The sequence below is a fragment of the Burkholderia sp. M6-3 genome, assembly GCF_050858985.1.
GTDB classification, from domain to species: Bacteria; Pseudomonadota; Gammaproteobacteria; order Burkholderiales; family Burkholderiaceae; genus Paraburkholderia; species Paraburkholderia caledonica.
This window is the reverse complement of record NZ_CP110092.1, coordinates 25190-52141: the sequence shown is the minus strand read 5'-3', so window position 1 is coordinate 52141 and position 26952 is coordinate 25190. Positions and strand designations below refer to the sequence as shown.

Genomic DNA, 26952 nt, shown 5'->3' with positions numbered 1-26952 from the left:
GACTTCACAGCCTGCTGTCCCCGGGGGGAGCGATACGAGGTTTCCACGTTCCGCCTGCTGAAGTTTGCCGGGTTAGGTGCCTGCTCTCGACCGGGAAGCGTACGGGTCACGAGAACGCAGCTACCAGTCGTCCTTCCCGCCTCCATTACCGTGTTGGTCAAGCGTAGTAGCCACTTCCGCTTGTTGTAAATTACGGTCTTTTTCGCAGATTCAGATGTCTTCACCATACCGGCTATCTAGCACTCGTCCAGGTTGTGGCTCCCAGAGGGGCACGCCTCTCGCGATTGATGCCCCGCACCTTGCGGTGCTTCGTTTCATTGTCAGGGCCGCTCTTTATTCAGGCCCCTAGATTCACCCGGTGACACGGGCGGTCCCCTCCGTTTCCGTGGGGACAACTTCTGCAAGCGACTTCGTGTCGCACGGTAGCAAATTACATGAGGCAACGGCCTCGGCTCGGTAACAAATAACCCGAGTCAATGCGCCCGCAGCGACGGGATGACATACGATCGATGAGCTGTTGCTAGAGTGACGCTGGTCGGACATGCGACCATAATCCCCGCCCGCATCCGCTGGGGCCCGCTTCAGCGCGACGCATCCATTGCTCCGGGAGCGACAGTTTCCTCCGTGAAAACAATAGCATCGTTTGGCCCAACTTTGCGCCCTCTCCTACCCTAGGCCTCGTAACACCACTTGAGGTGGATGAAAGCTACAGCTTCATTTCCTCGTCCAGTCCCTTAAAATGTCGGGATTGATCCAATGACGCCGGAGCTGGTGATGCGTATCCTGGTGATCGAAGACGAGCCGAAAACAGGCGCGTACCTGAAAAAGGGCCTGGAAGAGTCGGGCTATTCCGTCGACCTCGCCGACGACGGCGCCGACGGTCTGCTGCTCGCACAGGAGCAGGACTACGACGTGATCGTCCTCGACGTGATGCTGCCGACAATGGACGGGTGGGCCGTGCTGAAAGTATTGCGCGCGACTCATACCACGCCGGTGCTGTTCCTTACCGCGCGCGACGACGTGAACGACCGCGTGCGCGGTCTCGAACTGGGCGGCGACGATTACCTCGTCAAACCATTTGCGTTTGTCGAACTGCTGGCACGGGTGCGTACGTTGGCGCGGCGCGGTCCGCCGCGAGAGAGCGAACTTCTCGCGGTCGGCGACCTGGAGATGGACATCAACCGGCGGCGCGTGAAACGCGGCGCAACGCGAATCGATCTGACGCCCCGCGAGTTCTCGCTGTTGCAACTGCTTCTGCGCCGTCAGGGCGAGGTGCTGAGCCGCACGCAGATCGCTTCATACGTGTGGGACATGAACTTCGACAGCGATACGAACGTGGTCGAGGTGGCGATTCGCCGCCTGCGCGCGAAGATCGACGACGCTTTTCCCGTCAAGCTGATCCAGACCGTACGCGGCGTTGGATACGTAATCGAAGCCAAAGAGCCGGACTGATGGCAGCACGCTCGCTGACCACCACGCTTGCACTCGCATTCGCGGGCACGACGCTGCTCGTATTCGCGCTGGTCGGCAGCGTGCTGTACTTCGCGCTTGACCGCCAGGTGAAGCGGCAGGACGACCTCGATATCGTGCTGATCGCGCGGCACACGCGGCGTCTCGCGCAGGAGCTCAATACGCTCGACGAACTGCGCAGCCATGGCGACCGTCTGACTAGCCAGGTGCTGGGCAACCTGGCGCTATCGATGGAAGTGCGCGATCCGCAGCGCAAACTGCTGTTCGAACACAACACGGCCGCCATTGCCGACGCCACGACGCCGTCCCCCGCGCTCATGAAACGAATCGGCGCGTCACAACGCATCACCGAAGCGGATATCGCAGAATGGCGCACCGCGCAGGGCGTGCCGGTGCGGGGACTCGCCGCGGATGCAATGTTGCGCGACGGTACGCCGGTGACGATCATCATTGCACGCGATATGGCGGACCGCTGGCGTCTGCTCGACCGGTATCGCGATCGGCTGTATGTCGCGGGCCTCGCGGGCATGCTGCTCGCGTTCCTGATGAGCTGGTTGCTGGTGCGCGAGTCGTTGCGGCCATTGCGTGCAATGGCGCACAGCGCGGCCAACGTCACCGTCGACAAACTGCACACGCGCATCGAAGCCGATGGTGCGCCGAATGAACTGGCGGCGCTCATCGCGTCGCTGAATGCGATGCTGGACCGCCTGCACGGCGGCTTTGAACGGATGTCGCAATACACGGCGGACCTCGCCCACGATATGCGCACGCCGCTTGGCAATCTGCGCGGATCGACTGAAGTCGCGCTGGCACGCCCACGTTCGGCCGATGAATATCAGTCTGTGCTGGCATCGAATCTCGAAGAGTGCGAACGGTTGTCTCGCATGATCGAAAGCGTGCTGTTTCTAGCCCGCGCCGAACACCCGCAGTTCGTCAAGACGCTGACCCAGGTCGATGCGCAGCAAGAGCTTTCGCGCATCGCCGAATACTTCGAGGGCGTCGCCGACGAAGCCGGCGTGCAGATTCGCGTAACAGGCGGTGGCCAGTTGCGCGCCGACGTGGAACTGTTCCGGCGCGCCGTCAATAATCTGCTTGCGAATGCGCTCCGTTATACGCCGCGCGGGGCCATGATCACACTGGATGCACAGACCGCCGCCGAGGCTCCGCATACGCTGCGTGTGACCGTGGCGAACGAGGGCAAGCCGATCGATCCGGCCCTGCTCGAGCGGGTGTTCGACCGCTTCTATCGCGTGGATCCGTCGCGCAAAAGCGAGCCGAACGCGTCCGGATCTGCCGGGCTGGGTCTTGCCATTGTGCGCACCATCATGGAACTGCATGGCGGCAGCGCGCATGCCGAAAGCGACGCGGCCGGAACACGCTTCATCCTCACGTTTGCGGCCGCGTAGAAGGCGAGTTCGGTGGCGCGGTCGCCGCTGTGTTCCCGCTTTCATCGAGCGACGTGCGACTCCAGCCGCCGCCCAGCGCTTTTAAGAACTGCACGCTGGCATCAACACGCGTGCGTCGATCAGTTCCTGCGTGCGTTCATTCGTGAGCGCAATGGTTTGTGCGGTCACGCATAGTCAATTCAACGGCAGGTATCAGGATGCCCTCCGCTTCAAGCAGCCGGATTGCTTCAGGTTGCGAATACATCTAATCCAGCCCTCCGGCGCCGGGCGCTCGTCATCAAGAAATCAGTTTCATGTCCTCCTGCCTATTTTTCGGCAGTGACCGTGCGTCTCCAGCAGTTCTTCGGCACGCTCGAAACCGCCCGTACCGGCTGGTCTGCGCCGATGCGTTGTATCTCTTGGCGTCGACGCCTCGCAGCCGCTGATTGCACCGGTCAGGTCGAACGACGATGATGAAGGCTAGGTAACTGTCATGGCCGGCCGCTGCGCTGAGGGCGGCCACCGAACAGTTCCGTCAAACCGCGACAGCGTGTAGTAACAGTGAGGCGCTCTACCGCCGCGAAGTCGCGGCACCTACGTGAGCAACGGGCAGTACATCCTTCTGGCGTGGCGCGTCTGCGCCGAGCCGCCCGAGCGACCGGACAAGGCCCGCCCTCACCTCCGCGCCGCTCGTCACCAGATGACCTTGCTGCTGGATCCTGTCCAGCGGCGCGAGTGCGCGCTCAAGCTGGCTGGCGACGACCGCCGCCTCCGCGTCGTGACGTTCGGCAACGTCTTCGTAATTGCCCATCCCCCTCTCCCTCGAAGGGACGAAGTATAGGTGACCTGCTGCCAGAGGAGGAGCAGTGTTACCGATGCGACTCGTCTCGCTGCCATTTGCCGCGTCAGGCAGGTCAGCTCGCTCGACTGAAAATCGCTCCCACAGGGCCACACCCGCCGGCCGGCATTGCGCAGTTGCCGTCTGAGTGATGTTTCTTGGCGAGACGCGCTTCAGAAGCTGGCCCACCCGGCCGTTAACGAGCTTACGGACCCGGTGTTGCGTCCGCCTCCTCCACTTGCAGCCGTTGTGAAAAAGTTCAACTTTGCGAGTCCGCGCGCTTCGGCGCCGACTGCGGTAGCCATGCTGCCGCTTGTTCTGGTTGCCCTGTGCGGCGACCCGCCCGCGCACGCCGGAACGCAAACCGGCGCCATACGCGTATCACTGACCATTCTCGACGTCTGCACGCTGGATACCGGCACGGCAACTCCACGCGTCAGCTGCTCAGCCGGCGCGCCTTACCGGATCCTTATTGGCTCCCGTTTTGCCACGACACGCGGGGAAAGCAACGTTTCCTTCGTGCAGCCTGCCACGCGCGTCGCCGAAATAGCTTTTTGAGGGACGGCAAAACGTGGCTGCGGGCAGGTGTCCTTTGGCTCGTTACAAAACGTTACGACTCCACTGCGATTCAGCGCATCATAATTCGTCTGATGTTAACGCGTGCGCGGCCTTTCGGTGCTCATATGGAGAAAACAATGAAGCGGCGTTCTACTGGGATTTATCTGCTATCGCTCGCGCTGGCGAGCGCTCCCCTCGTTCCTTTGACCGTACTAGCGGCGACCCGCACGACCACGTTCACGGTGACGCTAACGGTCCAGAATGACTGCCAGATCGCCGCGAATACCCTGAACTTCGGTAACTCGGGCGTGATAGCCGCGAACATTGACCAGACCACAACCATGACGGTGACTTGCTCCAACGGGGCGCCTTACAACGTCGGTCTCGATGCAGGCTCGGTCACGGGCTCGACGGTGGCTAACCGGTTGCTTGCCGGCACAGGGACGCCCGCGCCAACCGTCGCCTACCAGCTGTATCGCGACGCCGCCCGATCTCTGGTCTGGGGCCAGACTTTGGGCACCGATACGCAGTCCGGCACCGGCACCGGCGCGGCACAAACGCTGACCGTCTACGGCCGGGTCACACCACAGAATACGCCGGCGGCCGGCACCTACTCGTCGACTGTCACCGCGACCGTAACGTTCTGACGATGCGCAGGTCTGAGCGTCAGCGGGCCTACTCGCGGCCCCGCGGAAGGTTATTGTCCCGCGCTGCGGCAGGCTTAGCTGTCGCCGTCATCGTGCTCATCCCCGTCAGCCTTGTGCAGGCGGCCGCGCTACAGGTCTCGCCGATCCGGCTGGATTTGTCCTCCGACCGGCCAGCCGCTGCACTTACGCTGCACAACGGCGGCGCGGCGCCGCTAAATGCGCAGGTCCGTGTGTTCGCCTGGACGCAATCGCTCGACGAGGACCGACTGGAGCGCACTAATCTCGTCGTCGCAAGTCCACCAATCGCCCAGATTGCGCCTGGCGCTGATCAGACCGTGCGTATCCTCAGGGTTGACAAGGCGCCCGTCGCGTCGGAGGAGACATATCGGCTGCTGATCGACGAGATTCCGTCCGACCAGGCCCCGCAGACGACCGGCGTGCGGATGCAGTTGCGCTATTCGGTGCCAGTTTTTGTCGGCGCGCCTGACGGTGGCAAGCTGCCTGCTATCGAGTATGCGCTCGAGCGGCCGCCAGCTGGCGGGTTGACGTTGCGTGCAGCGAACCGGACGGCCGCGCATGCGCAACTGAGCAGGGTGCGCCTAGACTGGCCAGACGGACGATCCACTGAGGTGTCGCCCGGCCTGCTCGGCTATGCGTTACCGCGGGCGACGCGCCGCTGGCCGGTCGTCGGCGCGCCCTCGAGTCTCACCTCCGCCACTCTGCACGTGATCGTCAACGGCGAGCCGGTCACCACGCAGGTGAGCGTCTCCCGAGCGGCCACCGAACCGACGCCCGCGCCGGCGTCGGGTGCGCCCGCCCGTTGACAGGTGAGGATGCGGCAACCGCGCTCGCCTGTCCGCAACGTGTTGTGCTGCAGCTGGCTAGTCGGCGCGCTGATCTCGGCTCCGGCGTCAGCTGCCGACATGGATCCGTCAACAAATGCGCCAGCCGGAGCCCAGGTACCGCAGGTCGGCGAGGCCATGACACCACTTGCGCAGATCACGCCGCCACCGCTAGGCATGCCTCCCGTGGCTCCGGTACCGGCTATCGCCCCGGCGCGGGGCGACCTGTATCTCGAGGTAACGATCAACGGCACGTCCACCCAGCAGGTCGCGCAGTACTTCGTCACCGACCAGATGATCTACACGACGCCGGCTGAACTGCGCGAGCTGGGCATCCGGACGGAAGACCTCCAGGCTGACTCAAATGGGCGGGTCGCGCTGGGACTCATACCCGGCTTGCGCTATACCTTTCGTCCAGAGCGCCAACGCATTGACCTGCAGATGGCTGACGCGCGCCGCGTGCCGGCCGCGTTGCGCAACGCGCAACCGCGGCCGCCTGTCTCGGTGAGCGGCACGGGACTGGTCATCAACTACGACGCAAGCTTCCAGACGAACTCGCCCACGCAGTACGGCCTTTACACCGAGCAGCGCCTTTTCTACCCGCGTGGCCTTGTCGATAACACCGGCACCGCGTACTGGTACACGAATCAGCACCGCTATGTACGGCTCGATACATTGTGGAGTCATTCGGACCCGGGGTCGATGATCACAACGCGCATCGGCGATACCATATCTTCTTCCCTCACCTGGACGCGGCCGGTACGATTGGGCGGTGCGCAACTCTCGCGCGATTTCGCGCTGCGCCCGGACCTCATCACCTATCCAATACCGACCTTCGCCGGGTCCACCGCCGTGCCAGGCGCGGTCGACCTGTACGTGAACAACGTTCGCCAGTTCAGCGGTACAGCACCGTCCGGGCCGTTCGTCATCAATGCGACGCCGGCGGTCACGGGTGCAGGCGAAGCGGTCATCGTTACGCGTGACGTGCTGGGCCGCAACGTCATGACAACGGTGCCACTCTATATCGACTCGAGACTGCTTGCGCGAGGGCTGACCGACTTCTCGGTCGAAGGCGGCTTCGTGCGCCGCTCGTACGCGCTGCGTTCGTTTGACTACGCCGGTGAGCCATCCCTATCGGCTTCGTTCCGCCATGGGCTGACCGACGCGCTGACTCTTGAGGCGCACGCAGAGGTCACTCGCGGCGTCTACAACGCAGGCGTAGGCGCCCTCGTCGAAGCTGGTCCCACAGGCGTCTTCAGTCTGGCGCTTGCGGCTAGCGCAGGCGACGGCGGCAGCCATGCGATGTCCAGCACATACGGCGCCGGCTTTTTCGGCCCTGGCTTTGTGCAGGTGGGTATCGGGACCGATGTCAGGGGCACGGGAATATCAACTGGCAATGCGCCGACGCCGGGCGGCAGCGGTGTGCAGCTCGCTGCGGACTGGCAATGGCATACCCCGTCTGTTTCGATCGACCTCCAGGGGCAGAAAGCGACGCCCCACTACAGCGATCTCGCGTCGGCCGAGGGCACACCGGTGCCGCGGGCAACGTACCGGGCCACGCTAGCTGCACCGTTTCGCGCGTTCGGCATAAGCAGTACCGCAAGCGCGAGTGTTGTCGGCCTGAACGACCGGTACTATGGCGACTCAAAAATCGGCTCACTCGCGTGCACTGTCACGCTGCCATTGAGCATTTCGCTTTCAGCAAGCCTCTATCATGACTTCGGCGACACGAAGAACACTGGACTGTTCGTGGCGGTGAGCTTTCCGCTCGGCGGGTCAGTCAACGCAAGCGTCGATGCCGGCAGCGACCGTGGCAAGCCGCTCCTTGGCGCGGCCATCACGAAGACCGCCGACTATGGCGGCGGCTTTGGCTGGCAAGTGCAGACCGCACGGCAGAACGGCAGCCAGCAGTCGCTGGCGCAGGGTACTTGGCGCGGGCGCTACGGCGATCTGCTCGCGACCGTGGCCAACGCGCAGTCGCGCACCTACGGCGAGCTGGATGCCTCAGGTTCCTTCGTGGTAATGGCTGGCGATGTGCTCGCCGGCCGGCGCATCGACGATGCGTTCGCACTCGTGTCGACCGATGGCGTGCCACACGTGCCAGTCCTGCATGAAAACCGCCTGATCGGTGAAACCAACGGTTCCGGGCACCTGCTGGTGCCGGACCTCATCGCCTATGAACCCAATCATCTTGCGATCGACCCGCTCGGGCTGTCGGCGGACACATCGGTCTCAACCACGCAGATAAACCTTGCGCCGCAGGCGCGCTCAGGCGTGCTCGCGCGTTTTCCGCTGCAGGGCTTTCATGGCGCCCAGTTGCTGCTGGTCGATGCGGCCGGTCAACCGCTGCCCCCTGGCACGGTCGTGACGCACCGCGAAACCGGCCGGCGCTTCGTGACCGGCTACGACGGCCTTGCGTTCGTCGACGATCTGGCCAGTGCCAATACTTTCACCGCCCAGCTGGCAGACGCGACATGCGAAATCTCCGCGCCGTTCGCCGCGAAGCGCGGCGCCCTTCCCACGCTTGGACCATTCACCTGCGGGTCGGAGGGACCATGAAAACCACGCGAATAGTCTTGCGGGCGCCGCGCATACTCTTCGCCGTGTTGGCACTATGCGGTGCCACTACCGCGTTTGCGCAAGCTTGCACGGGCACAGCATCGAATTTGAACTTTGGCGCGATCAGCCCGGTTGCGGGTACATCGGCTAGTGCGTCGTCGACCATTACCATCACCTGCAGCGGGTTTGCGCTTGCGCTGCCGGTGCGGGCCTGCGTGAACCTCGGCACCGGCAGCGGCGGCACGACCTGGGCGCCCCGTATCGCACTGAACGGAGCGCAGCAGTTGCAGTACAACCTGTACGCGAATTCAGCCGCGACGACGATCTGGGGCACGCGTCGCACCGCCACCTATGCGCCGGTGCAGGTCGACATTCCGCTGACATCGACCGGGGGCACTGCGTCGGGGAGCGCCACCCTCACTGTCTACGGTCGCGCTCCGGCATCGCAGACCACATTGGTCGCAGGCACGTACGTCTCAACGTTTGCCGGCACCGCTCAGTCCGAGTTCGACTACGCGCAGTATTTTGTCGCCGCGCCCTCCTGCTCAACGCTGTCGACACCGGCGATTACACTGCCGTTCACCGTGAGCGCCACAGTCATCAATGACTGCGCCCTCTCGGCCACCAACATCAACTTCGGCGCGGCCGGAGTGCTCAGCACGGCGCTGACGGCCACCGGCACGCTGACGGTGGCGTGCACCGGCGGCGACGCCTATTCAATCGCGTTGTCGGCCGGGGCAGGCAGCGGCGCAAGCGTCGCAGACCGGCGTATGACGCGCGGCGGCGCAACTGACCAGGTCCATTACCAGCTGTACCAGAACGCCAGCTATTCGACCGTCTGGGGCGATGGCTCGGCCGGTAGCAGTGCGCTCGCCGGCACCGGTACTGGCGCCAGTCAGTCAGTGACGGTCTATGCGCGGGTCCAGCCGCAGACGACGCCGGCCGCCGGGGCTTATGTCGACACTATCATCGTCACGATCACCTACTGACCCGTACGCGGCTGCATCGTGCCATCATGCAACTGGCTAGGTTTTTGCTCTGGTTGCGTCGTCCGGCGACATGCGCAGCGAGTGGCGCACGCGCAATTTTCGGACCTCTGGAAAAGCAATGGGAGACGTACTTTTGGTGACGGCCAGCGGGACGTCGCTGACGCAGTGGTTGAACTTGCGTGCCGGCTGAGCCACCGACGGTCGGCTGCTTACGATGGCGCCGACGCTCGCCCGCGCCGGCGCTTGTGATGTGTCCATGCTTGGCGTGTCCCTTCCCGACGCTGATGGGTGCGATGTCTGCCGCAAATCCGCAACGGCGCATCACTCCCCCCGCATATTGTCGGCCTGACCGGTCACGCCGACCTGGTCCTGACTGACCCTGCCTCGTTTCCACGTACAGCAGATCATGCCGCGATCAACGCGGCCTCGTAGTCGACAGGGGTAAGAAATCCTATCGAGGTGTGCAGACGCTCTCGATTGTAGTAGCCCTCGATCCAGTCGACGATATCCAGACGAGCCTGCGCCCGAGTTTCGTAGTGGACCTCATAGATTCTCTCGACTTTCAGGGTCTTGAACAAGCTTTCCATCGGGGCGTTGTCCCACGCGTTGGCACGACGGCTCATAGAGATCGTTGCCTTGAATCCAGCAGCCAGCTTTTGGTATGCCCGGCTTGCATACTGGGCCCCTCTGTCGGAATGTAACAGCAGTCCCGGCGCCGGTTTGCGTTGCCAGCACGCGCTGCGCAGTGCCTGGCAAACAAGCTCGGCGTCAATGCGTTCGGACACTGACCAGCCCACTACGCGTCGGCTCGCCAGATCGAGTATTGCTGCGAGATACAGCCAGCCTTCGCCGGTCTCGCTAACCCAGGCACGATCAGGCTGCCAGCCGTTGAAACGACGATCGAGCAGGTTCGGCGCTACAGGCAGGCTGTGCGCCGAGTCCGTCGTGACCCGATAGGCACGCCTGTAGACCGGGCGCAAGTCCTGACGTCGCAAGCTACGTCGCACACGCTCCTCGCTCGCCGCACGACCCTGGGCTCGCAATTGACGCACGATGCGGGAGCGGCCATATGTGCCACGAGGCTCGCGGTGGATCGCCGCGACTTCCACATCCAAAGCCGCGTTCGCTTGCGCCCTCGCGCTGGGCGGTCGAACGCGCCACTGGCAATATCCGCTGCGCGAAACGCCCATAATCTGGCATAGCCGGGTGATGCTGTACTGGTCGCGGTGATCGTCGATCCAGGCGTACTTCACCGCGACCCCTTCGCGAAGTACGCCGTCGCTTTTGAGAGAATTTCAATATCCAGTTTCGCGCTGGCGAGTTCCTTGCGCAGCCGGCTGTTCTCTGCCTCCAGCTCGCTGATCGGGCGCGTAACACGTGCAGCGCTCACATCACGACCACTCGTCTCGATGCCGCCTTCGGAACTGCGGCTACGCCGACTCCAGTTCCCCAACGTCGCCACTGGCACCCCGAGCCTGCGCGCCGCTGCATGCTGCCCGGCTGTTTCGGCAAGCCTGATGGCTTCAACCTTGAACTCGTTCGTGTAATGCCTTTTCGGCACTGACTTCTCTGACATGCAATCTTCCGTACAAACAGGAAATTAACAAAATTCCTGCTGTATGCGAAATCGAGGCATGGTCACATGATGATCTGAGCGGTGCTGCGCCGGTCAAACGCGTTCCGCAAATCGTTGAAATCAGGACGGCCGCCCGAATCACGCACGACCGCCTCTCGGTCCAGCCACGCGTTACCGACTTGCAAGGCCTCACATGCTTGCACCAGCTGCGGCATTCGCGCTGTCGAGTCGTGGCCGTTGCGCGTGAAGAGCTTGACCACGCCTCGTTCAATGCGCGTCATCAGCCGGTAGCCGTCGAACTTGATTTCGTAAGACCAGTCGCCGCTCATCGGCGGACAGTCTGCGAGCGTCGCCAGTTGCGGCTGAATCAACGCTCGGGGTCCCCCTTGGCTTTCGTCCGCTCGCGCGGCGACACGCGCAGGAGCGGCTGGGTTCCAGCGCCCCATGTCGCTCGCCTGCCTAGTGCGAAGGCGCGTCGCTCTGCCATGCGAGAACCTCCGGGCGATTGCTAAAAGAAGGAGACACTATCCAGTTTTCAAACGTCGGCTGCCAGTCCTCCCAGACGTAGTCGTCGATGTCGAACTCTTCCTAGGTCGCACCAATTCCACGCTTACAGAGAAACGCAAACACAATTTCGCTGCCGTTCCAGTAAGCAACCATGAATGCGTTCAGGTCAGCGGCGGTGCCTCGCGGCAAGTCCCGGAGCATCATTGCAAGCTGTTGAACAAACTGATCTCGGGTCATGGCAGTCCTCTCGAGCCCGCGCGCGGGTAGTCGCCAAATGAAAGCTTGAATCCGCGGCATACCGGGCCGACATTGCAGTGGGCTGCTCAAGAACAACAGTTTCTATACCGCACCCTGCCCGTCCCAAGCCGGCGCCGGTTGCGTACCGCACGGTTGGGCGCCAGGCCGCTGGCGTCGAGTTTCACTAAAGATCAGGCGCGGTCGAGCCGTTAAATACTACGATATCTCGGGACGTGCTGAACTACCCGGACGGTACGAAGCAGAAGAGCGCAAGCGGCAACCGTGGGTCGCACCTCATTGATGTGACGCAAGGTACCTGACGCCGCCGTTATTTGCCCTTCCCCTTTCCGGCAGCCCGTCGGTATAAATTCATAAACGAAACAAGGATAGAAAAATGCGCCTACCGCTTGCCATTATTCTGCCGTGGCTCCAGTTCTTCACCATTGGCCGCCCGTTCGCAGGGATCATCTGCCTGCTGCTTCAGCTGACAATAATCGGCTGGGTTCCCGCGGCGATATGGTCCGTTTTCGCCTTGAGTCAGTACAAGACGGACCAGAAGATCGAACGTGCGCTGGGAAGTCGCGGCTGATCGATGCCATTCGCGGCTCCACGCTGTCGGGTCGTGAGGTGACTATCGATGGCCCGGCGTCGCCCCTGGTATGGAAACGGAAGCAGGAATGTCCACGGAAGAAGTCACTCAAACGGATCATGAGCCGCACAGCGAGGCGTGGATTGGTGCTGGAGCACGTGCCTGTCCGCCCAAGGACGTCGATGGCACCTACGGATACGCAGAGATGTTGCGCGTTCCGAGCTTAGAGCCAGATAGCGACGAAGCAAAGCGTTACAGAACATGGGTGGGCGACGACTTCGATGCCGGACTGTTCGACCGATGGGCAGCCAACTCGACGCTGCTGCGCATGGCGTGGAACAAGTGGGGAAAAAGGTAGACAGGCTTGAATCCCTGTTCTCCGATGCATTTGACGATCCGGTGTGCTTTAACTAGCGCTTACAGTTCATCCGCACTGCGATGCCTAGACGGTTGTGGGCACCTCGGTGCCGGGGGCCAACACGATTTCATCCATCGACGACGCGACAAGAGAAAACAGCTCGCTCTTATCGTTCGGAGGTGCGAATCAGTGAAAGCGTTGCAGGTTCGTATGCTTCAAGTGGACACGTCGGCGATGGAGGCCCGGCAACGGGGCTACGTGAAATGGCTAGGCCTAAGACGCTATCCATTCGAGAACAGGTGCGAGGGCTTCAGCTGAGTATCCGAAATTCCAATACTGGCGACCGAGAATCGCCTCGACGTTGCTCCCTACAAGGGATGGCGTCTCGATTACGGCACCAATCAGAACCTGATCTTCAAGTCTTTGAATTGCCCAGACATTCAAGCTGCCGGCTCCGCATAAGAGCTCAATACGCAAGGCTTCCTGACCTAGTTCTTTCGCGTTTTTGCCATTCATCCAAGGAACAAGAGCGGCGACCTCGTCGTCCTTGAGGAGCGATGCACAGAGCTGTGCGGATTGCCGCGGTGCCACTTCGAAGATGCGCAATCGTTGCGTCGTAAATTCCATTTGGCCTCAAATCACAGGTGTCAAAGATGTTACTTCTAGACTTGCCGTCTTGAAGCGCATTTGGGTTCGCCGGAAATTCGCTTAGGATGCTCAATATGTCGCAATTCTGCTTTGAAAATTGCGAAGGTTCATATTGCGTTGCGAACGGAGGTGGGAAGCCTAAGGACACCGAGGCCTCGTTAAAGACGTTAGAAGACACTGCGCGGAAATTGATGCATTTGACCGTGTCCTCGGCCGGCTTTCGGCGAGATATGCTTGGATCTGGTGTACCGGGGGTTGAGGCGGGAGATTGAAGGCGGTGGAGGTTTTAGCTGAGAATCTGATTGTCGAAGTCGGAAACCAGCAAACGACAAACCATGCACCATGAACAAGTTTTCGGAAAAAGCGGTTGTCGGTCTAACAGAAATCGGTCCGGGCTTGGACGAATTAGTCCGTCACGGAGCCCGGCAGGTGATTCAACAGGCGATTGAAGCAGAGCTGGCGTCGCTACTGGAGCGGTTCGAAAACGTCAAGACGTTGCACGGGCAACGCGCGGTAGTGCGCAATGGCTTTTTGCCGGAGCGCGAGGCGCTGGCGGCGGCCGGCCCGATTGTGGTTGAGGTCCCCAAGGTTCGCGATCATTCAGGATCAGGCGTGAAATTCAATTCATCGATCGTGCCGCCGTATGTGCGCAAGTCGCCGCGCGTGAGTGCCGCGCTGCCGAGCTGTATCTGAAAGGCATTTCGACGGGCGATATGAGCGAGGCGCTGAGCGTGCTGCCGGGCGGGAATGCCAAGGGTTTTTCGGCGAATGTGGTGAGTCGCATGAAGACCCAGTGGGCCGACGAGCATGCGAACTGGAGCCAGCGGGATCTGTCGACATCGCGCTACGTGTAATGGTGGGTCGACGGCATTCACACTGGCCTGCGTAGCGAGAACTCGGACGGTCAATGCCTGCTGGTGATCATCGGCGTAGAGCCGGATGGGCGCAAGGAGCGCGTGGCGATCGGCGAGGGGTATCGCGAGTCGAAGGCGTCGACTCGCGTCGCGGCCATCCAGATTGCCTGCACATCTGCTTCGGCTTTGCCTCGCTGTGACTTCGGCAGCGCGTTCAGGACGTTGCGCATCTTGTGGAACCAGCAGCTTTTTGCTCATCAACCGTAGCTGGACGCCGCCGCTAGTTCCTCGTCGCAGCGCCTTGCGTTACGTGCCCGATCCGCTGGCCGACAGCCTAGCCGCGCCCTGCCGGAAACGAGGAAGCCGAGAAAACGTGGCGCCGCATCAACGGCCCCGAACAGACCACGCTGCTGCTAGAGGGCAGCCTTAAAGGACGCCGAACCGGTGCAAGACGATCAACCGGATCAGCAGAAACTCGCCGCCGAACGTCGCCGGCCATCAAGCTACCCACACACCACTCTTGACCTTAGCCCGCCGGCTTTCGCGGGTAATCGCTTGGCCGCAGCTTAGTCTAGACTGGATCACATCCATTGGCAGGCTGGCGATTAGTTCCAAGTTGCCTCGACGCTTGCATGTGCCGCCAAACAAGTCCAACGGTACAAGACAGTACCTCTTTTATCGCGATTTCCTATGCGGATGGCGTTCAACGTTTCAAGCCAGCCACCATGGGCTCATACGACTGTGGCGCGATCATCGCGGTCATTTCGCATTCGGAGATCGCGTCATCGGTTGCGCAAGTTGGTTCTTGACCCAACGGCGAGACTGCTCGGGGAAAGACGGCAACGTTGCCTCTCCGAGATGTTGGGACTGGAGGTGTCGTGTCTCATCCTTTCGTGTTCCTTCGATTCCGCGCACGACCTAGGACATCACGGCACGCCACTTGATTCAACACTTGCCGCTGCGCGCGGAATATCGCGACTTGAACGTTTTTGCTCGCGGTCGCGGGCCTAGGAGGAACGCCTCATCGGCGTCGTGAAAGGCCGTATTCGCATCGTCGCTCATCGCGATGGTTCTCACTAGTAAGATACATCGACTTGCCTGTACATTACACCGGCACCGGGTGCGTCCAACAATCGGATGTTGGAGAAACCTTCATCGCCAATTACAGCAATACCTTGGATGTTCGCCGACATGACGTTTTTGTATTTTGACAGTTATCGCCGGTGCTGCAGTGAAGTGGCTGTCACTCAAGCAGGTGGACGAGCTTGCGCGAGGCAGGGAGCGCGAAACTGCAGTTCCTTCCGCAGTAGCGCCTTAACCGTACTGGCGCTGACGAAGGTCCACAGCGCACCGAGCGTTAAAGCGAGCGCGACGCCGAAGTGCACGAAGCATCCCACTCCCGTGCTGCGTCCAAGGGCGAACGTGGCGAGCGTATAAACTCCGAGCGGGAAGGTTAGGCCCCACCAGCCGAGATTGAAGGGCAGTCCTTCGAGGCGATAGCGCCACATGAACAGCACTGCGCAGGCAAGCCACCATAGTCCCGCGCCCCATAGCAGCAGCGCACCAAACACGCCAAAAGTGCTTGCCAGAGACCCGATGTCACGGAGGCTGGTCGTGGCGAATGCTTTGCTTGCAGCGTCGCCGAGCGTAACAAGGCCCAATGCGCCGGTACCAATTGGGCCTAGCGTGAGCCAACTGGTTACACCCAGTTCGCGATGTGGCAACCTGTGGATTATCAACCTGAACAATACAATGGTGAGAATCGCGAATGCTAGCGGGACGGAAATCGCCCACAACACATACCCGGCTCCTACCACCAGTTGCGCGGTGGAGGCAAGCAGGTGAGGGGCCAGCACGCCTGCGCTGGACGCGGCCACCTCGGGGCCAACGATGGGAAGGAGCAGCGCCGCGGTCAGGCGCTCAAGGCTGTGCTCCTGACGTGTAAACATTGCATAGGGTACGCCAATCGCAATCAAAACCGACAGCGCCGCGTCCAACGCCCATAAGTTTAATGCGATTTGATAAGCCGGCTCGCCGAGGCGCGGCCCGGCGAAAGCTACGAGGCCATTGACGATCGGCGCGAGGCCCATTGGCACGGCACCAAGGAACATCGACTGCAAAGGGTGGCGCAGAAGAGGCCCGATGGTCTCGCCGTAAAACATGAACCGACCAGCGAACATGGTCAAAAAAATCACATATAGGCCGATGTCCGCGATCCACAGCGACTGCGTGACGAGGGCCTTGCCCGGGAATGACAGGGGCAGTGCGTTCAACACCAAAAACGCGGCGCCTGTACCCATCGTTACGGCGAACCAGTTCGGTGTGAACTGGCGAACGTTTTCCAGCATGCTTTCGTCGCTGCTACCGCGCGAACGCTGGAAGGCTATCAGGCTCATCGTAATCTCCATTTGTTGGCTCAACACGTGCAGTTTAGAGGACCGTAGAGCATAGAAAAAATGCATCCGTACGATATCTGGCATATGTTTTCGGTATGATTTGGGCGCTCACCTGCGGTGTGCGCATCTTCATTGCAGGCTGCATTGCTGGGGCGGCCGCAGATATTGGCCCTGGAGCAGGCCCCGTTGTTTCGGGAGTTGGTATAAGTGAGCGGATTGGAGTGGCGCTGCGACCGGCAGACGCTCACCATGCAACCGACGAAGCCGGCGCTGGCCATACGCTGATAAGCGTCGTCGGCGCAATGGAGACGGCCAGGGCGGCTGGCGGACGCAATCGCGGCGTCCGGAATGTGGAATGGCGGACGAATTGTACTTGTCGAGCGCCAGCAAGGATGGACGCGCGCTGCAATCTGTCTGTAAGCAGCGGTGGAGTACATATCATGTTCGTCCGCGAGGAATGGACGCGAAGCGGGCGAGCTCATCAGCTATCACGAGTACATTTGGCGGGGAGGTGGCGACATTGCTCTCGCTCCCCAGTCGTTGTCAGACAGCGATGGCATTCGACCGTTTTTACGACAGTTTTTACGACCGTTTTCCCGACGGATCAGCAGGAAGTGGAGTTGCCCCTGTACCTCCGGACCAACGTGATCCGGTGCTGACGCTGCATGAGGCGGCTGGACATTGCGTCGGCGATGGTTTCGTCGCTGATCCATCCATGCCAGCGCTTAATCGGTAACGGGCCGGTGACGATGGTAGCCTTTCCCGCCGAGCGTTCATCGATCATCTCGGGCAGATCGTTCCAAACCATAGCATCCAAGAGCGCCATTCCCCAGTCGTCGAGTAAGGTTGCGCGCAGCATTACTCGGCTTATGTGTAGCGCGCAGTTATGTTGAGAGACCCGGCAGCAAGACAAACCCGCCTCGTTTGAGCAAGCCTTGACTGCACATGTATTAGAAAGAACAAGATTGCGTCCGCAGCCACCACATTGCGGACGCAGCTTATGACTGACCTACAAACTGACGTTGACTTCCTGCCATTGCGGGTGATCGGTAAATCGGCCGACGGCAGAAACCGGTACGACCGTGATGGCAAGCGCAAGCAGATCGAAGCGTGCCAGAAGCCGGGAGCCTCCGTTGCCGGGCTGGCACTGAAGGCTGGCGTGAACGCCAACCAGCTTCGCAAGTGGATTGGTCTCGAGCGTAAAAAACACGCTCCCGAACTGAGCGGCAGCCGACACCAGCCAGTGCGCCGGCATTTGTTCCTGTTCTGGAAGTGGTTGATGCCTAACCCGTGCAGTTGCCTCACATGCCGTCCCTGCCCGACGCCCAGCCGGCTGCTGCACGGCGTGAACCGATGCGCCCATCGCAACGCCCGCCGTTGCCGTCACGCCTGACACGCAGTTGCCCAACGGGGTGAGTCTCGAACTTGAATGTATGCAACAGGACACGGCGCTGCTCACAGCGATGATCGACGCATTGAGGAGCCGGTGATGCTGCGCTTCGCTGACGACCTGCAGGTCTATCTGCATCGCAAGCCGGTCGACTTCCGATGCGGTATCAATACCCTTGCCGCCGTGGTTTAGAATTCGATGCAACTGGATCCGCTCGCGCGCGCCGTGTACGCGTTTCGCAACCGTAAATGCGACTGGATCAAGCTCCTGCTGTACGAGCGCACCGGCTTCTGGCTGTTATTGCGCCGGCTCGAGGAAGACCATTTCGTGTGGCCGCGACGCGATCAGGAAGTGATCGAGCTGACGACGCAGCAGCTCCACTGGCTGGTCGATGGCATCGACATCGACGCGCTGCGCCGTCATCCTGCACGCTATTACGAGCGCGCCAGCTAGCCCGGTACGTTGCACGTGAACAATGGCCGGGCGCCTTTTACAGATTGACGTAAACCCACGCCGCACCGCGCTTCGCTATCCTGGAGCGCATGAAGAATGCACCTGACCTCAAGCGCGTACTCCGGGCTGCACCAGGGCTTTATCCACGCCCTCGAAGCTCGGGTAGCCGGCGACGCGAAACACATCGACGAACTGAACCAGCGCGTCGGGCAGCTCAAGGAACAGGTCCGCCTGCTGCAGGCCGAGCGTTACCCGCCGAAAAGTGAAAAACGCAAGGATCGCGTGTTCGACGAAGCTGAGCAGATCGCCCGGACCGAACCATGCGATGAGGACGATGAAGCTGTGCAGCCGGCGCTGCCTGACACCGGCTTGCCACCTGCCGGCAAGCCTGAGCGGCGCAAGGTGGGACGCAAGCCGTTGCCAGCGTACCTGAAGCGCGAACGCATCGAGTACGATCTGCCCGAAGATCAGCGGGGTTGCCCGTGTTGTGGCAATCCGATGCATCGCATCGGCGAGGACATCAGCGAACAGCTGCAGGTCGAGGTCAAATGGACGGTTCACCAGAACGTGCGTGCAAAGTACGCGTGCCGGCACTGCGAGCGTCACGCCGAACATACGCCGGTCGTGCCCGCACCGATGCCGGCACAGCCACTTCCGGGCAGCCATGGTGATGCGTCGGTGATCGCGACGGTCGCGACCGCGAAATACGTCGACGGCATGCCGTTGTACCGGATGCAGGCCGCCATGGCTCGCTGGCAGATTCCGGTGAGCCGGGGCACGCTGGCACACTGGGTCATCCGCCCCAGCGAATTGCACTACACCCGCCTATACGACGCGCTGTACAGGACATTGCTGTCACAGCCGCTGATCCACGGCGACGAGACCACGCTTCAGGTGCTCAAGGAGCCCGGCAGGTCAGCCCACAGTAAAACCTATGCGTGGATCTACCGCAGCGCCGAAGACTGCCCCGAACCTGTGGTGCTGTTCGAGTACCAGCCGGGGCGAGGCCAGGAGCATCCGAAGAAATTCCTCGGCGACTACAGCGGCATGCTGGTAAGCGACGGATACAGTGCGTGGCTCACGCTGAAAAAGGCAACGCACTTCGGCTGCACGGCGCACGCGCGCGGGCTGTTCGTCAAGGCGGACAAGGCAGCGCAGAAGAAAGGGGATGGCGCAAAACCGAAACCGCCGAACGCTCGTATGGCAAAGGCGCTTGAATACTTCCAGGCCCTGTGGCGTCAAGTGAAGCGAGGGGTTCTTTCCAGCTTTCATGCTAATGGAATTTCCTGAGGGCGACGTAGCAGTAAGGCCGACGGTGAATCAAACTGATATCCGCGGGTTGGTTACCGCATTACAGAGGCCATAAGCTGACGTGGATGTTGAAAGCGCGGTGGGTCGACGAGTTCGGAGACAATCCCCACCGCTGTAACGAACTGAATATCGCGCATTGCCTGCGGCCCATGCCCACCAATGCAGCTCTGGCAGAGACTAGCCCGGGTTAAACGCCCACGTCAGGCCAGCCTCCGCCTCACGGAAAGTCATACTGACTTACCACTGATCAGCAACGAACGTTTTTCTCGTGTCGGGCCGGCCGTCCGCACTCGATCAAATGGTTGGCCCACTGTACCTTCTCACAGACGATGCGAGGCGCGTGGGCGCAACCTCCAACGCGCGAGAGTCGCGATGCAACGATTGTCAGACATAAATGTTTCTGAGCTGTAGCCGTAAACCCGCTTATTACCCTAATTCATTCCGGAGTCGTTCATGTCAGTTTCTGCCGTCACGAACAAGAGCCGAGCGCTGCTATGCCAATCCCGACAGCTACCCGCATCAGTCGACGAATCTGATTCCGCCAACGCCGAAACTGCATTGAGCCCAGCGCCATCGCTGGCCGTTACCGCGTCTGTGAGTACAGAAGCGCTACCAACGAAATCCTCGATCGAGGTCACTCTGAGCCCCGAGGCCCAAGTGTTTGCAAGGCTCAACGCGTTAGGTATGACCGAGACGTTGACCAGTCTAACGGGACTGAATCTACCAGCGCGCGGGCGCGACGAAACTCCTTCCGATTGGGCGCAGAAGATTGCGCAAGCACTGAGAAAATTCGAAGCGACTTCAGCCCCAGTGAGCGACGACGGGCGATACGACGGATACATATCTAGATCAGCCCTTGAGACAGTTGTGGAGCGATTCGGCGGCGACAAGAGACAATCAGATTTGTTGTACGCGGCGCTCGGCGCGGGCGCTACGATTGCGCATGCCCAGTTGCTGGATGCGTTAGCCGGCACTGCGGGATCATCGACCTCATCCACGGCGCGGGCACTCCTCGAGCTGATGGATGGCGACGGTGACGGCTTAGTTATCGACAGCGAGTATATCGATTTTGAGACTGCTCTTGTTGCGGTGGAGAAACGCGGTAATTGAGGGGCGCTAGGGGCTCGCTTTTTACCAGTAGTCCAACTGTTCGAGCCTTCCGATATCGCCGCGAATTTAGTGATGGCCTCTTGCGTGATCGAAGTATAGATCTGCGTCGCTGCCTTGCCACACGCGAAACACAATCGCAGCCCCCGCAAAGTGCATCTGCCGGGCTGTTTCATTGATCCTGCCTGCTTTCCACGTAGCGATCTTTCACTGGCTTTGGCGTAGGAAGTGTCTTTGGCGAGCTATTGAGACTGAGATTCACGTCGCTTCAAAGCTCTGCGGTGAGAGGTGATCGCGATGCTAGTGCCCGAGCGGGTAATACGCTGACGAATTTAAGGTCGAGGAGTTGTGTGCGTCAAGGTGTGCAGAAACCGGATGTCGGTGGTTTCAGTTGATCCTTCTTTGCGGCGTGCGGTGCGAAGGGCGTAGCCCGCAGCGCCGAACGCCGCACGCCCGCTATGCAGCAGCGCGCAAGAACTCCTTCTTCTGCTCGGCCAGCAGGGCCATGTTCAGATAGCGGCTGTCCTCCAGCCACGTTTCATGCGTTTCACTGCAAAGCGCCCTGACTAAGCGCAGACACGCGGCCTCGTTGGGGAAGATCCTCACGATGCGCGTGCGCCGCCTGATCTCTTCATTCAATCGCTCGAGCATGTTGGTCGACTTCAAATGCTTGTGATGCGCGCGCGGCAGCCGGTAGAACGTCAGCGTCTCGGCAATGTTGCCTTCAACCCAATCCACGAGCTTCGGATATTTGCCCTGCCATTTGGTAATCCACGCCGCGAGGTCTCGTTGCGCCTCCTGCAGATCGCGTCGGTCGTACATCCAGCGCAACTCCTGCAAGCAGTCGTCATCGGCCTTGCGTGGCAGATAGTCCAGTGCATTACGCAGAAAGTGCCCGTAGCAGCGCTGCCAGGCGGCCTCAGGAAGCACCTCGCCGATGGCCTTCTTCAGGCCCGCATGATCGTCCGAGGCGACGAACTCCACGCCTGAGAGCCCGCGCTTTTTCAGCCCCAGCAAGAACTCCTTCCAGCTCGAATGGCTCTCGCGGTTAGCCAGCTCCACGGCCAGCACTTGCCGGTGACCTTCCCAGTTGATGCCGATGGCAATCAGCACCGCTTGCGAGCGAATCATGCCTGATTCACGCACCTTCTCATAGCGAGCATCGACAATCAGATACGGATACGCTTGCTCGAGCGGCCGGTGCGCGAACTTCGCCAGCGTTGCGTCGAGCCCTTTATTGATGGCCGAGATCGCCGAGGCCGAGAAGCTGTGACCGCATAGCTCTTCGGTAATCGCCTTGACCTTGCGGGTAGAGACGCCCGCACGTACATCTCGGCGAGCGCAGCCACCAGCGCTTTCTCGCTGCGCGCATAGCGCTCGAACAAGGCGGTCGAGAATTCGCCGTGACGGTCGCGTGGCACGCGAAGCTCCAGCTTGCCGATGCGCGTCACCAGCCCGCGGCCGTAATAACCGGCTCGATAGCCACTGCGTGTCTCGGTCCGCTCGTTAGGCGATGCCCCCAGCAGTTCGGTCATCTCCGCTTCGAGCACTTCCTGAAGCGCATCCTTCATGAGCGCCTTCATCAGGTCCCGGTCGCCGGCAACCAGCGCTTCCACTGGCGGCCGGTTAGTACTACGCTTGGTCGTGGCCATGGCGTAAGCCCTCCCGAGGGCAGGTGGAGGAACTCGACATTCATCAACTTACACCACGGCCACCCTTCCTAAGCATGTTCCCGCCAGCACCTTTTTGCACACTTCTCGGTACATTACCGGTCGAGGCCATTAGGCTTGCCTAATCAGTCGGGCAGTAAGAACCCGCGCGCAGGCTCAAAGTGCCCGCTCAGGGGAGTCGAGGAACTGCAACGACTACTCGAGAAGCAGACGATGGAAGTCGAAATCCTGAAGTAAGCCGTGGATTGGGGCCGGTCAAAAACCTGATTGCGCGCTCGCCCTTGCTGCTGGGGAACCACCGTTGAAAATGATTCATGAAGGTCTCGGCGTGGCGCACCCTCGCGTAGCAGCGAACCGGGCTCGCACGTCTGATTGCTAGATGGTCGTACGGCCAGACCGACCAACGACATGGAACTCGTCGTGAAATTCAGGCCTACGTCGCGCACCCACCGACCAACGGCTAGTGACGCATCGGGGCACTGCTGAGCCGCACCCGAGAACTGAACGGCGCGCCGTGTGTCAACCGCGAGCGCGTGTAACGGGTTATGCGCGAGGACCAGTTGCTTTTGTGCCGTCCCGGTTGCACCGACATAAGCGGCAGTATGACGGTCGCCTTGCTGTGGACCGCAGCAATACCCGCTGGTGCTCCAATGGCTTTGAGTTGCGGTGCGACGATGGCACGCCGCTGCGCGTAACTTTCGCGCTTGGTTGCTGCGACCCGGAGGCGATAAACGAGCCGCGACAACTTGAGGCCACAGCGGCGACATGGTGCTCGCTGCCCTCCTACATTGCTTAGGCACTATACAGGCCGCGCAGCCCATCGAACGGCTGACGGACAGCGGCTACGCACACATGGAGGTGGCTTCGAGAATTCGGACAGTTCGTTGAGTGGAAAAGCTGAGGCGTGAGTAGGCCATAATGGCCGGCAGTAATGAACCAGAAGATGACGAAACGAAACCGACGGACCCACTTACTGGCGTTCAAGGCAAAGGTGGCCCTGGCGGCGCTCAAGGGCGACAAGACGCGGGCGCAGCTGGCCCAGCAATTTGATGTCCATCCGTACCAGATCCACTTAAAGGGCAACTCCATCATCGCCTATCGCTTTGGAAGGTTTCGGCGTTGTTGAACTTACCTACAGTTTAACGCGAGCTAGTGTTCTGTCCCAGAAGTAACTTTGCACAGCCGAGCCACTTTCTGGAGGATTGAATCGGCGGTCGCGGTCCATACGAACGGCCGGCCGTGTTGGTTGTAATGCTCGATATATCGTTCGATGCTGGCAATGAGTTGGCGCACGTTCTTGAACGATCCTCGACGGATCGCCTGCTGTGTAATCAGGCCAAACCAGCGTTCAACCTGATTCAGCCAGCTTGAGTAAGTCGGCGTGAAGTGCATGTGGTAGCGCGTATGCCTGGCCAGCCACGCCCTGACCTTGAGATGCTTGTGTTTCGCATAGTTGTCGACGATCTGATGCACATCGAGACCGGCAGGCACCGCCTGATCCACATGCCTGAGAAACGCCAGGAATTCCTGATGTCGGTGGCGCGGCTTAAATTGCGCAATAACTTCCCCCGTTGCCGTATTGAGCGCGGCGAACAGAGTGGTAGTGCCGTGCCGGACGTAATCATGCGTCACTCCCTCGAGGTAGCCCAACCCCATCGGCAACATCGGCTGGGTACGCTCCAGCGCCTGGCACTGGCTCTTCTCGTCGACGCACAGCACCAGGGCATTGGTCGGCGCATTCAGGTACAGCCCGACGATATTGCGCACCTTCTCCACGAAGTAGGGATCATTAGATAGCTTGGAGCTTTTTGACCAATGAGGCTGTACGCCGAACAACGACAGATATCGGGCCACCGAACTCTTTGAAATCCCTGTCTGCGCAGCAGCGGAGCGCACGCTCCAGTGCGTTGCCCCGTCCGGCTTTTCATGCAGTATCCTCGCAAGCAATTCCGCTACTGCTTCATCATCATGCGTGCGAGGTCGGTCTGGACGGGCTTCATCATGCAGGCTGGCAAGTCCATGGGCAACAAAGCGCTTCTTTCAGTGCTTAATTGCGGGCGGTGTTACTTCGCACTGCGTCGCAATTTCTTGACTCGTATAACCGTCAACGGCCATCAAGACAATCTTTGCCCAGCGCACGAGAGAGTGAGGCAGCGAACGCGAGCGGCTCATTGACAGCAATTGTTCTCGCTCCAGTTCCGACACGACAACCTCGATTCCTTTGCGTCCCATGATCGCCTCCAACTCACCGTGATTCGATCATAGACCAATCTGAATTTACGTAAAGTTATTTCCGGGACTGGTCACTAGGGGGTATTGTGCTTTGTAACGCTTGCTCGCGATCAAAAGCGTACTTTAAGCGTCCTCATTCCTCGAGTGGCACTAGTGGAAGTGTTCCAATCAGCCATTGTATTCACCAACTCTAGGTTCGGCGCGGCAGACAACAGTTTCTCGAAACTGATTTTTGCCTCAATCCGCGATAGAGCTGGACCAAGACACGCATGGATGCCTAAGCCAAAAGCGATATGACGGTTCGGCGTACGTCTGATGTCGAAGCGGTCTGGTTCGACAAAGTGATAAGGGTCGCGGTTGGCTGCCCCTATGATGGCACTGACTTGCTGACCTTTCTCTATAACAACTCCCCCGACCTCCAACGGCTCGGTTAAAACGCGAAATGTCGCACGTTGAACTGGACTTTCATATCGCAATGCTTCTTCTAGTGCCCCGACGAGCCCTGAGCGATCGCGCAGCAGATCGGTATATGCTTCACAGCGCAGGAATGTCCATAAAGAATTCGCCAACATGTTCACGGTAGTTTCGTGCCCTGCGACGAGCAATAAAATGAGCGTCGCGAGAACTTCATTTTCCGACAAACTCCTCCCCCCATCTTGGTCATCCATCAGCTCATCTACAAGATCGCTCCGAGATGCGGAACTACCTCCTTTGACGATCCCCCGGAAATATTGGGTCAGAGATTCGACTGCGAAAGCGTAAGCCCGTGGATCTGGATTAGTCGCGTCCGTAGCAGACAAGAGCGACCGCGACCATACACTAAACCGCGCTCGGTCTTGTCGAGGAACACCTAGCAGGTCAGCGATTACGTACGCCGGCAACAGCGCAGCAAACTCTTGAACAAAGTCGGCAGTTCGCTTTTCCACCATGCGGTCTAGCAACTCATCGGCTGTTCGCGTGATGGTCGGCTCAAGGGAAACTATTCGATCCGAGGTGAACGCACGAATAACGCGACTTCGTATGCGCGTATGATTCGGCGGATCTTGGGACAGTAGATTGTAATCAAATGGAACGACTCTCTCTGCGCAACGGCGTTTTGACATGTGGCGATACTTTAATGCTATTGCAACATGGTCGTACTTAGTCAACAACCACATGCCCTCTGTGCTCCCGCTGTACGAAAAGCGAAAAGGCCGTCCCATGTTGTGTAACATCTCATAGGTGTGGTACGGGCGGACGCGGAAATCTACTTCGTTGAGAGACATGTCATCCATAGTCACACTTTTCCTAGTCCAAAAAAATTGTTAGCTTTTTGCAACGCTTGATAAGCCTCTAATCACTATTCGACGGTGGCCAAAGCGAGATATGCGCTGCAAACTGACAGTTGTAACAACAATGGGAGGCTGGTGCCTTCCGGCGTATTGCGCAGTTCCTCGATTACGCAGTGCCCGCTGTTTCGTCACGCGCGGCGGTTGCGCCCCTGTGCGACAACAGCAGCCACCTCACCCTATTCCGTGACAAAAGAATGATGCCAGGTCAATGATTGCAGGAGCCACTCGACGGGTCCGCGCTATGTAGTAACGCCGCAAATGTCGTTGCCGAAGGCGATTCAGGATCTGCATCATTGCTTGCGGAGGAGGCAGGATTGAAGCAGAAGCGTTGGATCAGTTGCATGCTGCCCTCGAATTTGGCCGATTGACGGGGCCACAAAAAAGGAGCCGATGTCAAACGATAATGTGGAAGCATCCCGGGAAAAGTGCATCATCCGAAGGCGAAACGCGCTCGGCGAAGCACTGTCTTCAAACCGCTACCGCGACCGCGATCAGTTGCGCTAAGGCATGGGCGCTTTGAGCACTAGGACTGGGTTTCGTCGGTTGCCCACCGGTCCTTAGTAACGCGCTGAGACTTTGGATAGCACATGGTTGCGGGTTTCGAAGGGGATTCAGCGGTTGTGTGCGCAACGAGCCGTTGATTCACGAAGTGCCCGACATGGCAAGATGCGCACTGCGAGGTCGTGACCTCGCGGGCGAAGTGATTGGGTCTGATGTGGGCAGGCGAGGTCACGGCGCGTACAGAACTCGGCGCGAGAACCCGGATCAGCTGCGGCAGTAATGCCTGAGGTTGATTATCAGGAGATGCGGCAAGATAAATTGCTCAAACTGCTCACCGTCGATTTCATGGGAATCGCCTGCCGGCCATGGTCTGCAGCCATTTTCACTTCCGCAAAGCCTCGACTTTAACCGCTCCGTTCGCGCCAACCCCGCAAGCCAGTCCTGATGAGGCTCGCAGACAAATTCGCTCCCTTTCGTTGTAATGCAACTAATTGCGGGTTTTCA

The 26952-nt window shown here is 60.1% G+C and carries 19 protein-coding genes and 7 pseudogenes; 16 read left to right on the top strand and 10 right to left on the bottom strand.

Translation table 11 applies throughout. The features are described 5' to 3' along the window. The first annotated feature begins 774 nt into the window (after positions 1-774). On the top strand, positions 775-1452 hold the full coding sequence (locus OH764_RS32730; RefSeq protein WP_498851738.1) for a response regulator transcription factor: 678 nt from the start codon (positions 775-777) through the stop codon (positions 1450-1452). After that, on the top strand, positions 1452-2876 hold the full coding sequence (locus OH764_RS32725; protein ID WP_498851583.1) for a sensor histidine kinase: 1425 nt from the start codon (positions 1452-1454) through the stop codon (positions 2874-2876). Before OH764_RS32730 ends, OH764_RS32725 begins: the two co-directional genes overlap by 1 nt. Here OH764_RS32725 and OH764_RS32720 read toward each other — a convergent pair. Then, a pseudogene (locus OH764_RS32720) lies at positions 2857-3044 on the bottom strand (RND transporter); the annotation flags it as partial. The gene OH764_RS32725 and the pseudogene OH764_RS32720 overlap by 20 nt on opposite strands. Positions 3045-3426: 382 nt before the next feature. Then, positions 3427-3666: a hypothetical protein gene (locus OH764_RS32715; protein ID WP_498851582.1), complete on the bottom strand. Its 240-nt coding sequence runs from the start codon at positions 3664-3666 to the stop codon at positions 3427-3429. A 330-nt stretch (positions 3667-3996) separates the two neighbouring features. On the opposite strand from OH764_RS32715, the gene OH764_RS32710 reads away from it, so the two are divergent. The 5 genes from OH764_RS32710 (at position 3997) to OH764_RS32690 (ending at position 9288) form a co-directional block, all read left to right on the top strand. Continuing rightward, positions 3997-4251 carry a hypothetical protein gene (locus tag OH764_RS32710; protein ID WP_498851581.1) on the top strand — a complete coding sequence of 85 codons (255 nt, stop codon included), beginning with the start codon at positions 3997-3999 and terminating at the stop codon, positions 4249-4251. 137 nt (positions 4252-4388) lie between these two features. Then, positions 4389-4898, top strand: coding sequence for a Csu type fimbrial protein (locus OH764_RS32705; RefSeq protein ID WP_498851580.1), 510 nt, complete (start codon positions 4389-4391; stop codon positions 4896-4898). Positions 4899-4990: 92 nt separating this feature from the next. Continuing rightward, complete coding sequence (locus OH764_RS32700; RefSeq protein WP_498851579.1) at positions 4991-5722, top strand: fimbrial biogenesis chaperone; 732 nt, start codon at positions 4991-4993, stop codon at positions 5720-5722. A 156-nt stretch (positions 5723-5878) separates the two neighbouring features. After that, positions 5879-8299, top strand: coding sequence for a fimbria/pilus outer membrane usher protein (locus OH764_RS32695; RefSeq protein ID WP_498851578.1), 2421 nt, complete (start codon positions 5879-5881; stop codon positions 8297-8299). Next, entirely contained in the window at positions 8296-9288 is a 993-nt protein-coding gene (locus OH764_RS32690; protein WP_498851577.1) for a Csu type fimbrial protein, read from the top strand. Before OH764_RS32695 ends, OH764_RS32690 begins: the two co-directional genes overlap by 4 nt. A gap of 404 nt (positions 9289-9692) precedes the next feature. Here the strand turns inward: OH764_RS32690 and OH764_RS32685 are convergent. Together OH764_RS32685 and OH764_RS32680 are read right to left on the bottom strand one after the other, a co-directional pair. Further along, positions 9693-10864 (bottom strand): IS3 family transposase gene (locus OH764_RS32685; protein ID WP_498851576.1). Its coding sequence is split into 2 segments (ribosomal slippage): positions 9693-10576 and positions 10576-10864, totalling 1173 coding nucleotides; the frame shifts between segments, so codons are not numbered across the junction. A 62-nt stretch (positions 10865-10926) separates the two neighbouring features. Beyond that, entirely contained in the window at positions 10927-11310 is a 384-nt protein-coding gene (locus OH764_RS32680) for an ATP-dependent DNA ligase (protein ID WP_498851575.1), read from the bottom strand. A gap of 692 nt (positions 11311-12002) precedes the next feature. Here OH764_RS32680 and OH764_RS32675 point away from each other — a divergent pair. Both OH764_RS32675 and OH764_RS32670 read left to right on the top strand, forming a co-directional pair. Next, complete coding sequence (locus OH764_RS32675) at positions 12003-12197, top strand: YqaE/Pmp3 family membrane protein (protein WP_498851574.1); 195 nt, start codon at positions 12003-12005, stop codon at positions 12195-12197. An 88-nt stretch (positions 12198-12285) separates the two neighbouring features. Continuing rightward, positions 12286-12555, top strand: a complete 270-nt coding sequence (locus OH764_RS32670; RefSeq protein WP_498851573.1) for a plasmid pRiA4b ORF-3 family protein — start codon at positions 12286-12288, stop codon at positions 12553-12555. 273 nt (positions 12556-12828) lie between these two features. Here OH764_RS32670 and OH764_RS32665 read toward each other — a convergent pair whose 3' ends face one another. Next, positions 12829-13182, bottom strand: a complete 354-nt coding sequence (locus OH764_RS32665; RefSeq protein ID WP_498851572.1) for a GNAT family N-acetyltransferase — start codon at positions 13180-13182, stop codon at positions 12829-12831. 363 nt (positions 13183-13545) lie between these two features. Between OH764_RS32665 and OH764_RS32660 the strand changes: the two are divergent. Then, positions 13546-14627: pseudogene (locus OH764_RS32660) on the top strand (transposase). Between the two features lie 677 nt (positions 14628-15304). Here the strand turns inward: OH764_RS32660 and OH764_RS32655 are convergent. Together OH764_RS32655 and OH764_RS32650 are read right to left on the bottom strand one after the other, a co-directional pair. Further along, positions 15305-16453 carry a TDT family transporter gene (locus OH764_RS32655; RefSeq protein WP_498851571.1) on the bottom strand — a complete coding sequence of 383 codons (1149 nt, stop codon included), beginning with the start codon at positions 16451-16453 and terminating at the stop codon, positions 15305-15307. A 604-nt stretch (positions 16454-17057) separates the two neighbouring features. Beyond that, on the bottom strand, positions 17058-17312 hold the full coding sequence (locus OH764_RS32650) for an ATP-binding protein (protein ID WP_498851570.1): 255 nt from the start codon (positions 17310-17312) through the stop codon (positions 17058-17060). Positions 17313-17453: 141 nt separating this feature from the next. Between OH764_RS32650 and OH764_RS32645 the strand changes: the two genes are divergently transcribed. The 4 genes and pseudogenes from OH764_RS32645 to OH764_RS32630 all read left to right on the top strand — a co-directional run bounded on the left by OH764_RS32645 (position 17454) and on the right by OH764_RS32630 (position 20717). Then, positions 17454-17846: a transposase gene (locus OH764_RS32645; RefSeq protein WP_498851569.1), complete on the top strand. Its 393-nt coding sequence runs from the start codon at positions 17454-17456 to the stop codon at positions 17844-17846. Between the two features lie 195 nt (positions 17847-18041). Continuing rightward, entirely contained in the window at positions 18042-18296 is a 255-nt protein-coding gene (tnpB, locus tag OH764_RS32640) for an IS66 family insertion sequence element accessory protein TnpB (protein ID WP_498851568.1), read from the top strand. A gap of 89 nt (positions 18297-18385) precedes the next feature. Continuing rightward, positions 18386-19535: pseudogene (gene tnpC, locus OH764_RS32635) on the top strand (IS66 family transposase); the annotation flags it as partial. A 525-nt stretch (positions 19536-20060) separates the two neighbouring features. After that, positions 20061-20717 (top strand): hypothetical protein, encoded by a 657-nt coding sequence (locus tag OH764_RS32630; protein ID WP_498851567.1) that lies wholly within the window; start codon positions 20061-20063, stop codon positions 20715-20717. 453 nt (positions 20718-21170) lie between these two features. On the opposite strand, the pseudogene OH764_RS32625 reads toward OH764_RS32630, so the two are convergent. Next, positions 21171-22297, bottom strand: a pseudogene (locus tag OH764_RS32625) (IS256 family transposase). 183 nt (positions 22298-22480) lie between these two features. Between OH764_RS32625 and OH764_RS32620 the strand changes: the two are divergent. Together OH764_RS32620 and OH764_RS32615 are read left to right on the top strand one after the other, a co-directional pair. Then, positions 22481-23254 (top strand): annotated as a pseudogene (locus tag OH764_RS32620) (transposase); the annotation flags it as partial. A gap of 73 nt (positions 23255-23327) precedes the next feature. Further along, positions 23328-23453 (top strand): annotated as a pseudogene (locus tag OH764_RS32615) (transposase); the annotation flags it as partial. 80 nt (positions 23454-23533) lie between these two features. Here the strand turns inward: OH764_RS32615 and OH764_RS32610 are convergent. Both OH764_RS32610 and OH764_RS32605 read right to left on the bottom strand, forming a co-directional pair. Next, positions 23534-24616, bottom strand: a pseudogene (locus OH764_RS32610) (IS630 family transposase). Positions 24617-24726: 110 nt separating this feature from the next. After that, positions 24727-25890, bottom strand: coding sequence for a cytochrome P450 (locus OH764_RS32605; protein WP_498851566.1), 1164 nt, complete (start codon positions 25888-25890; stop codon positions 24727-24729). Positions 25891-26952: the final 1062 nt, after the last annotated feature.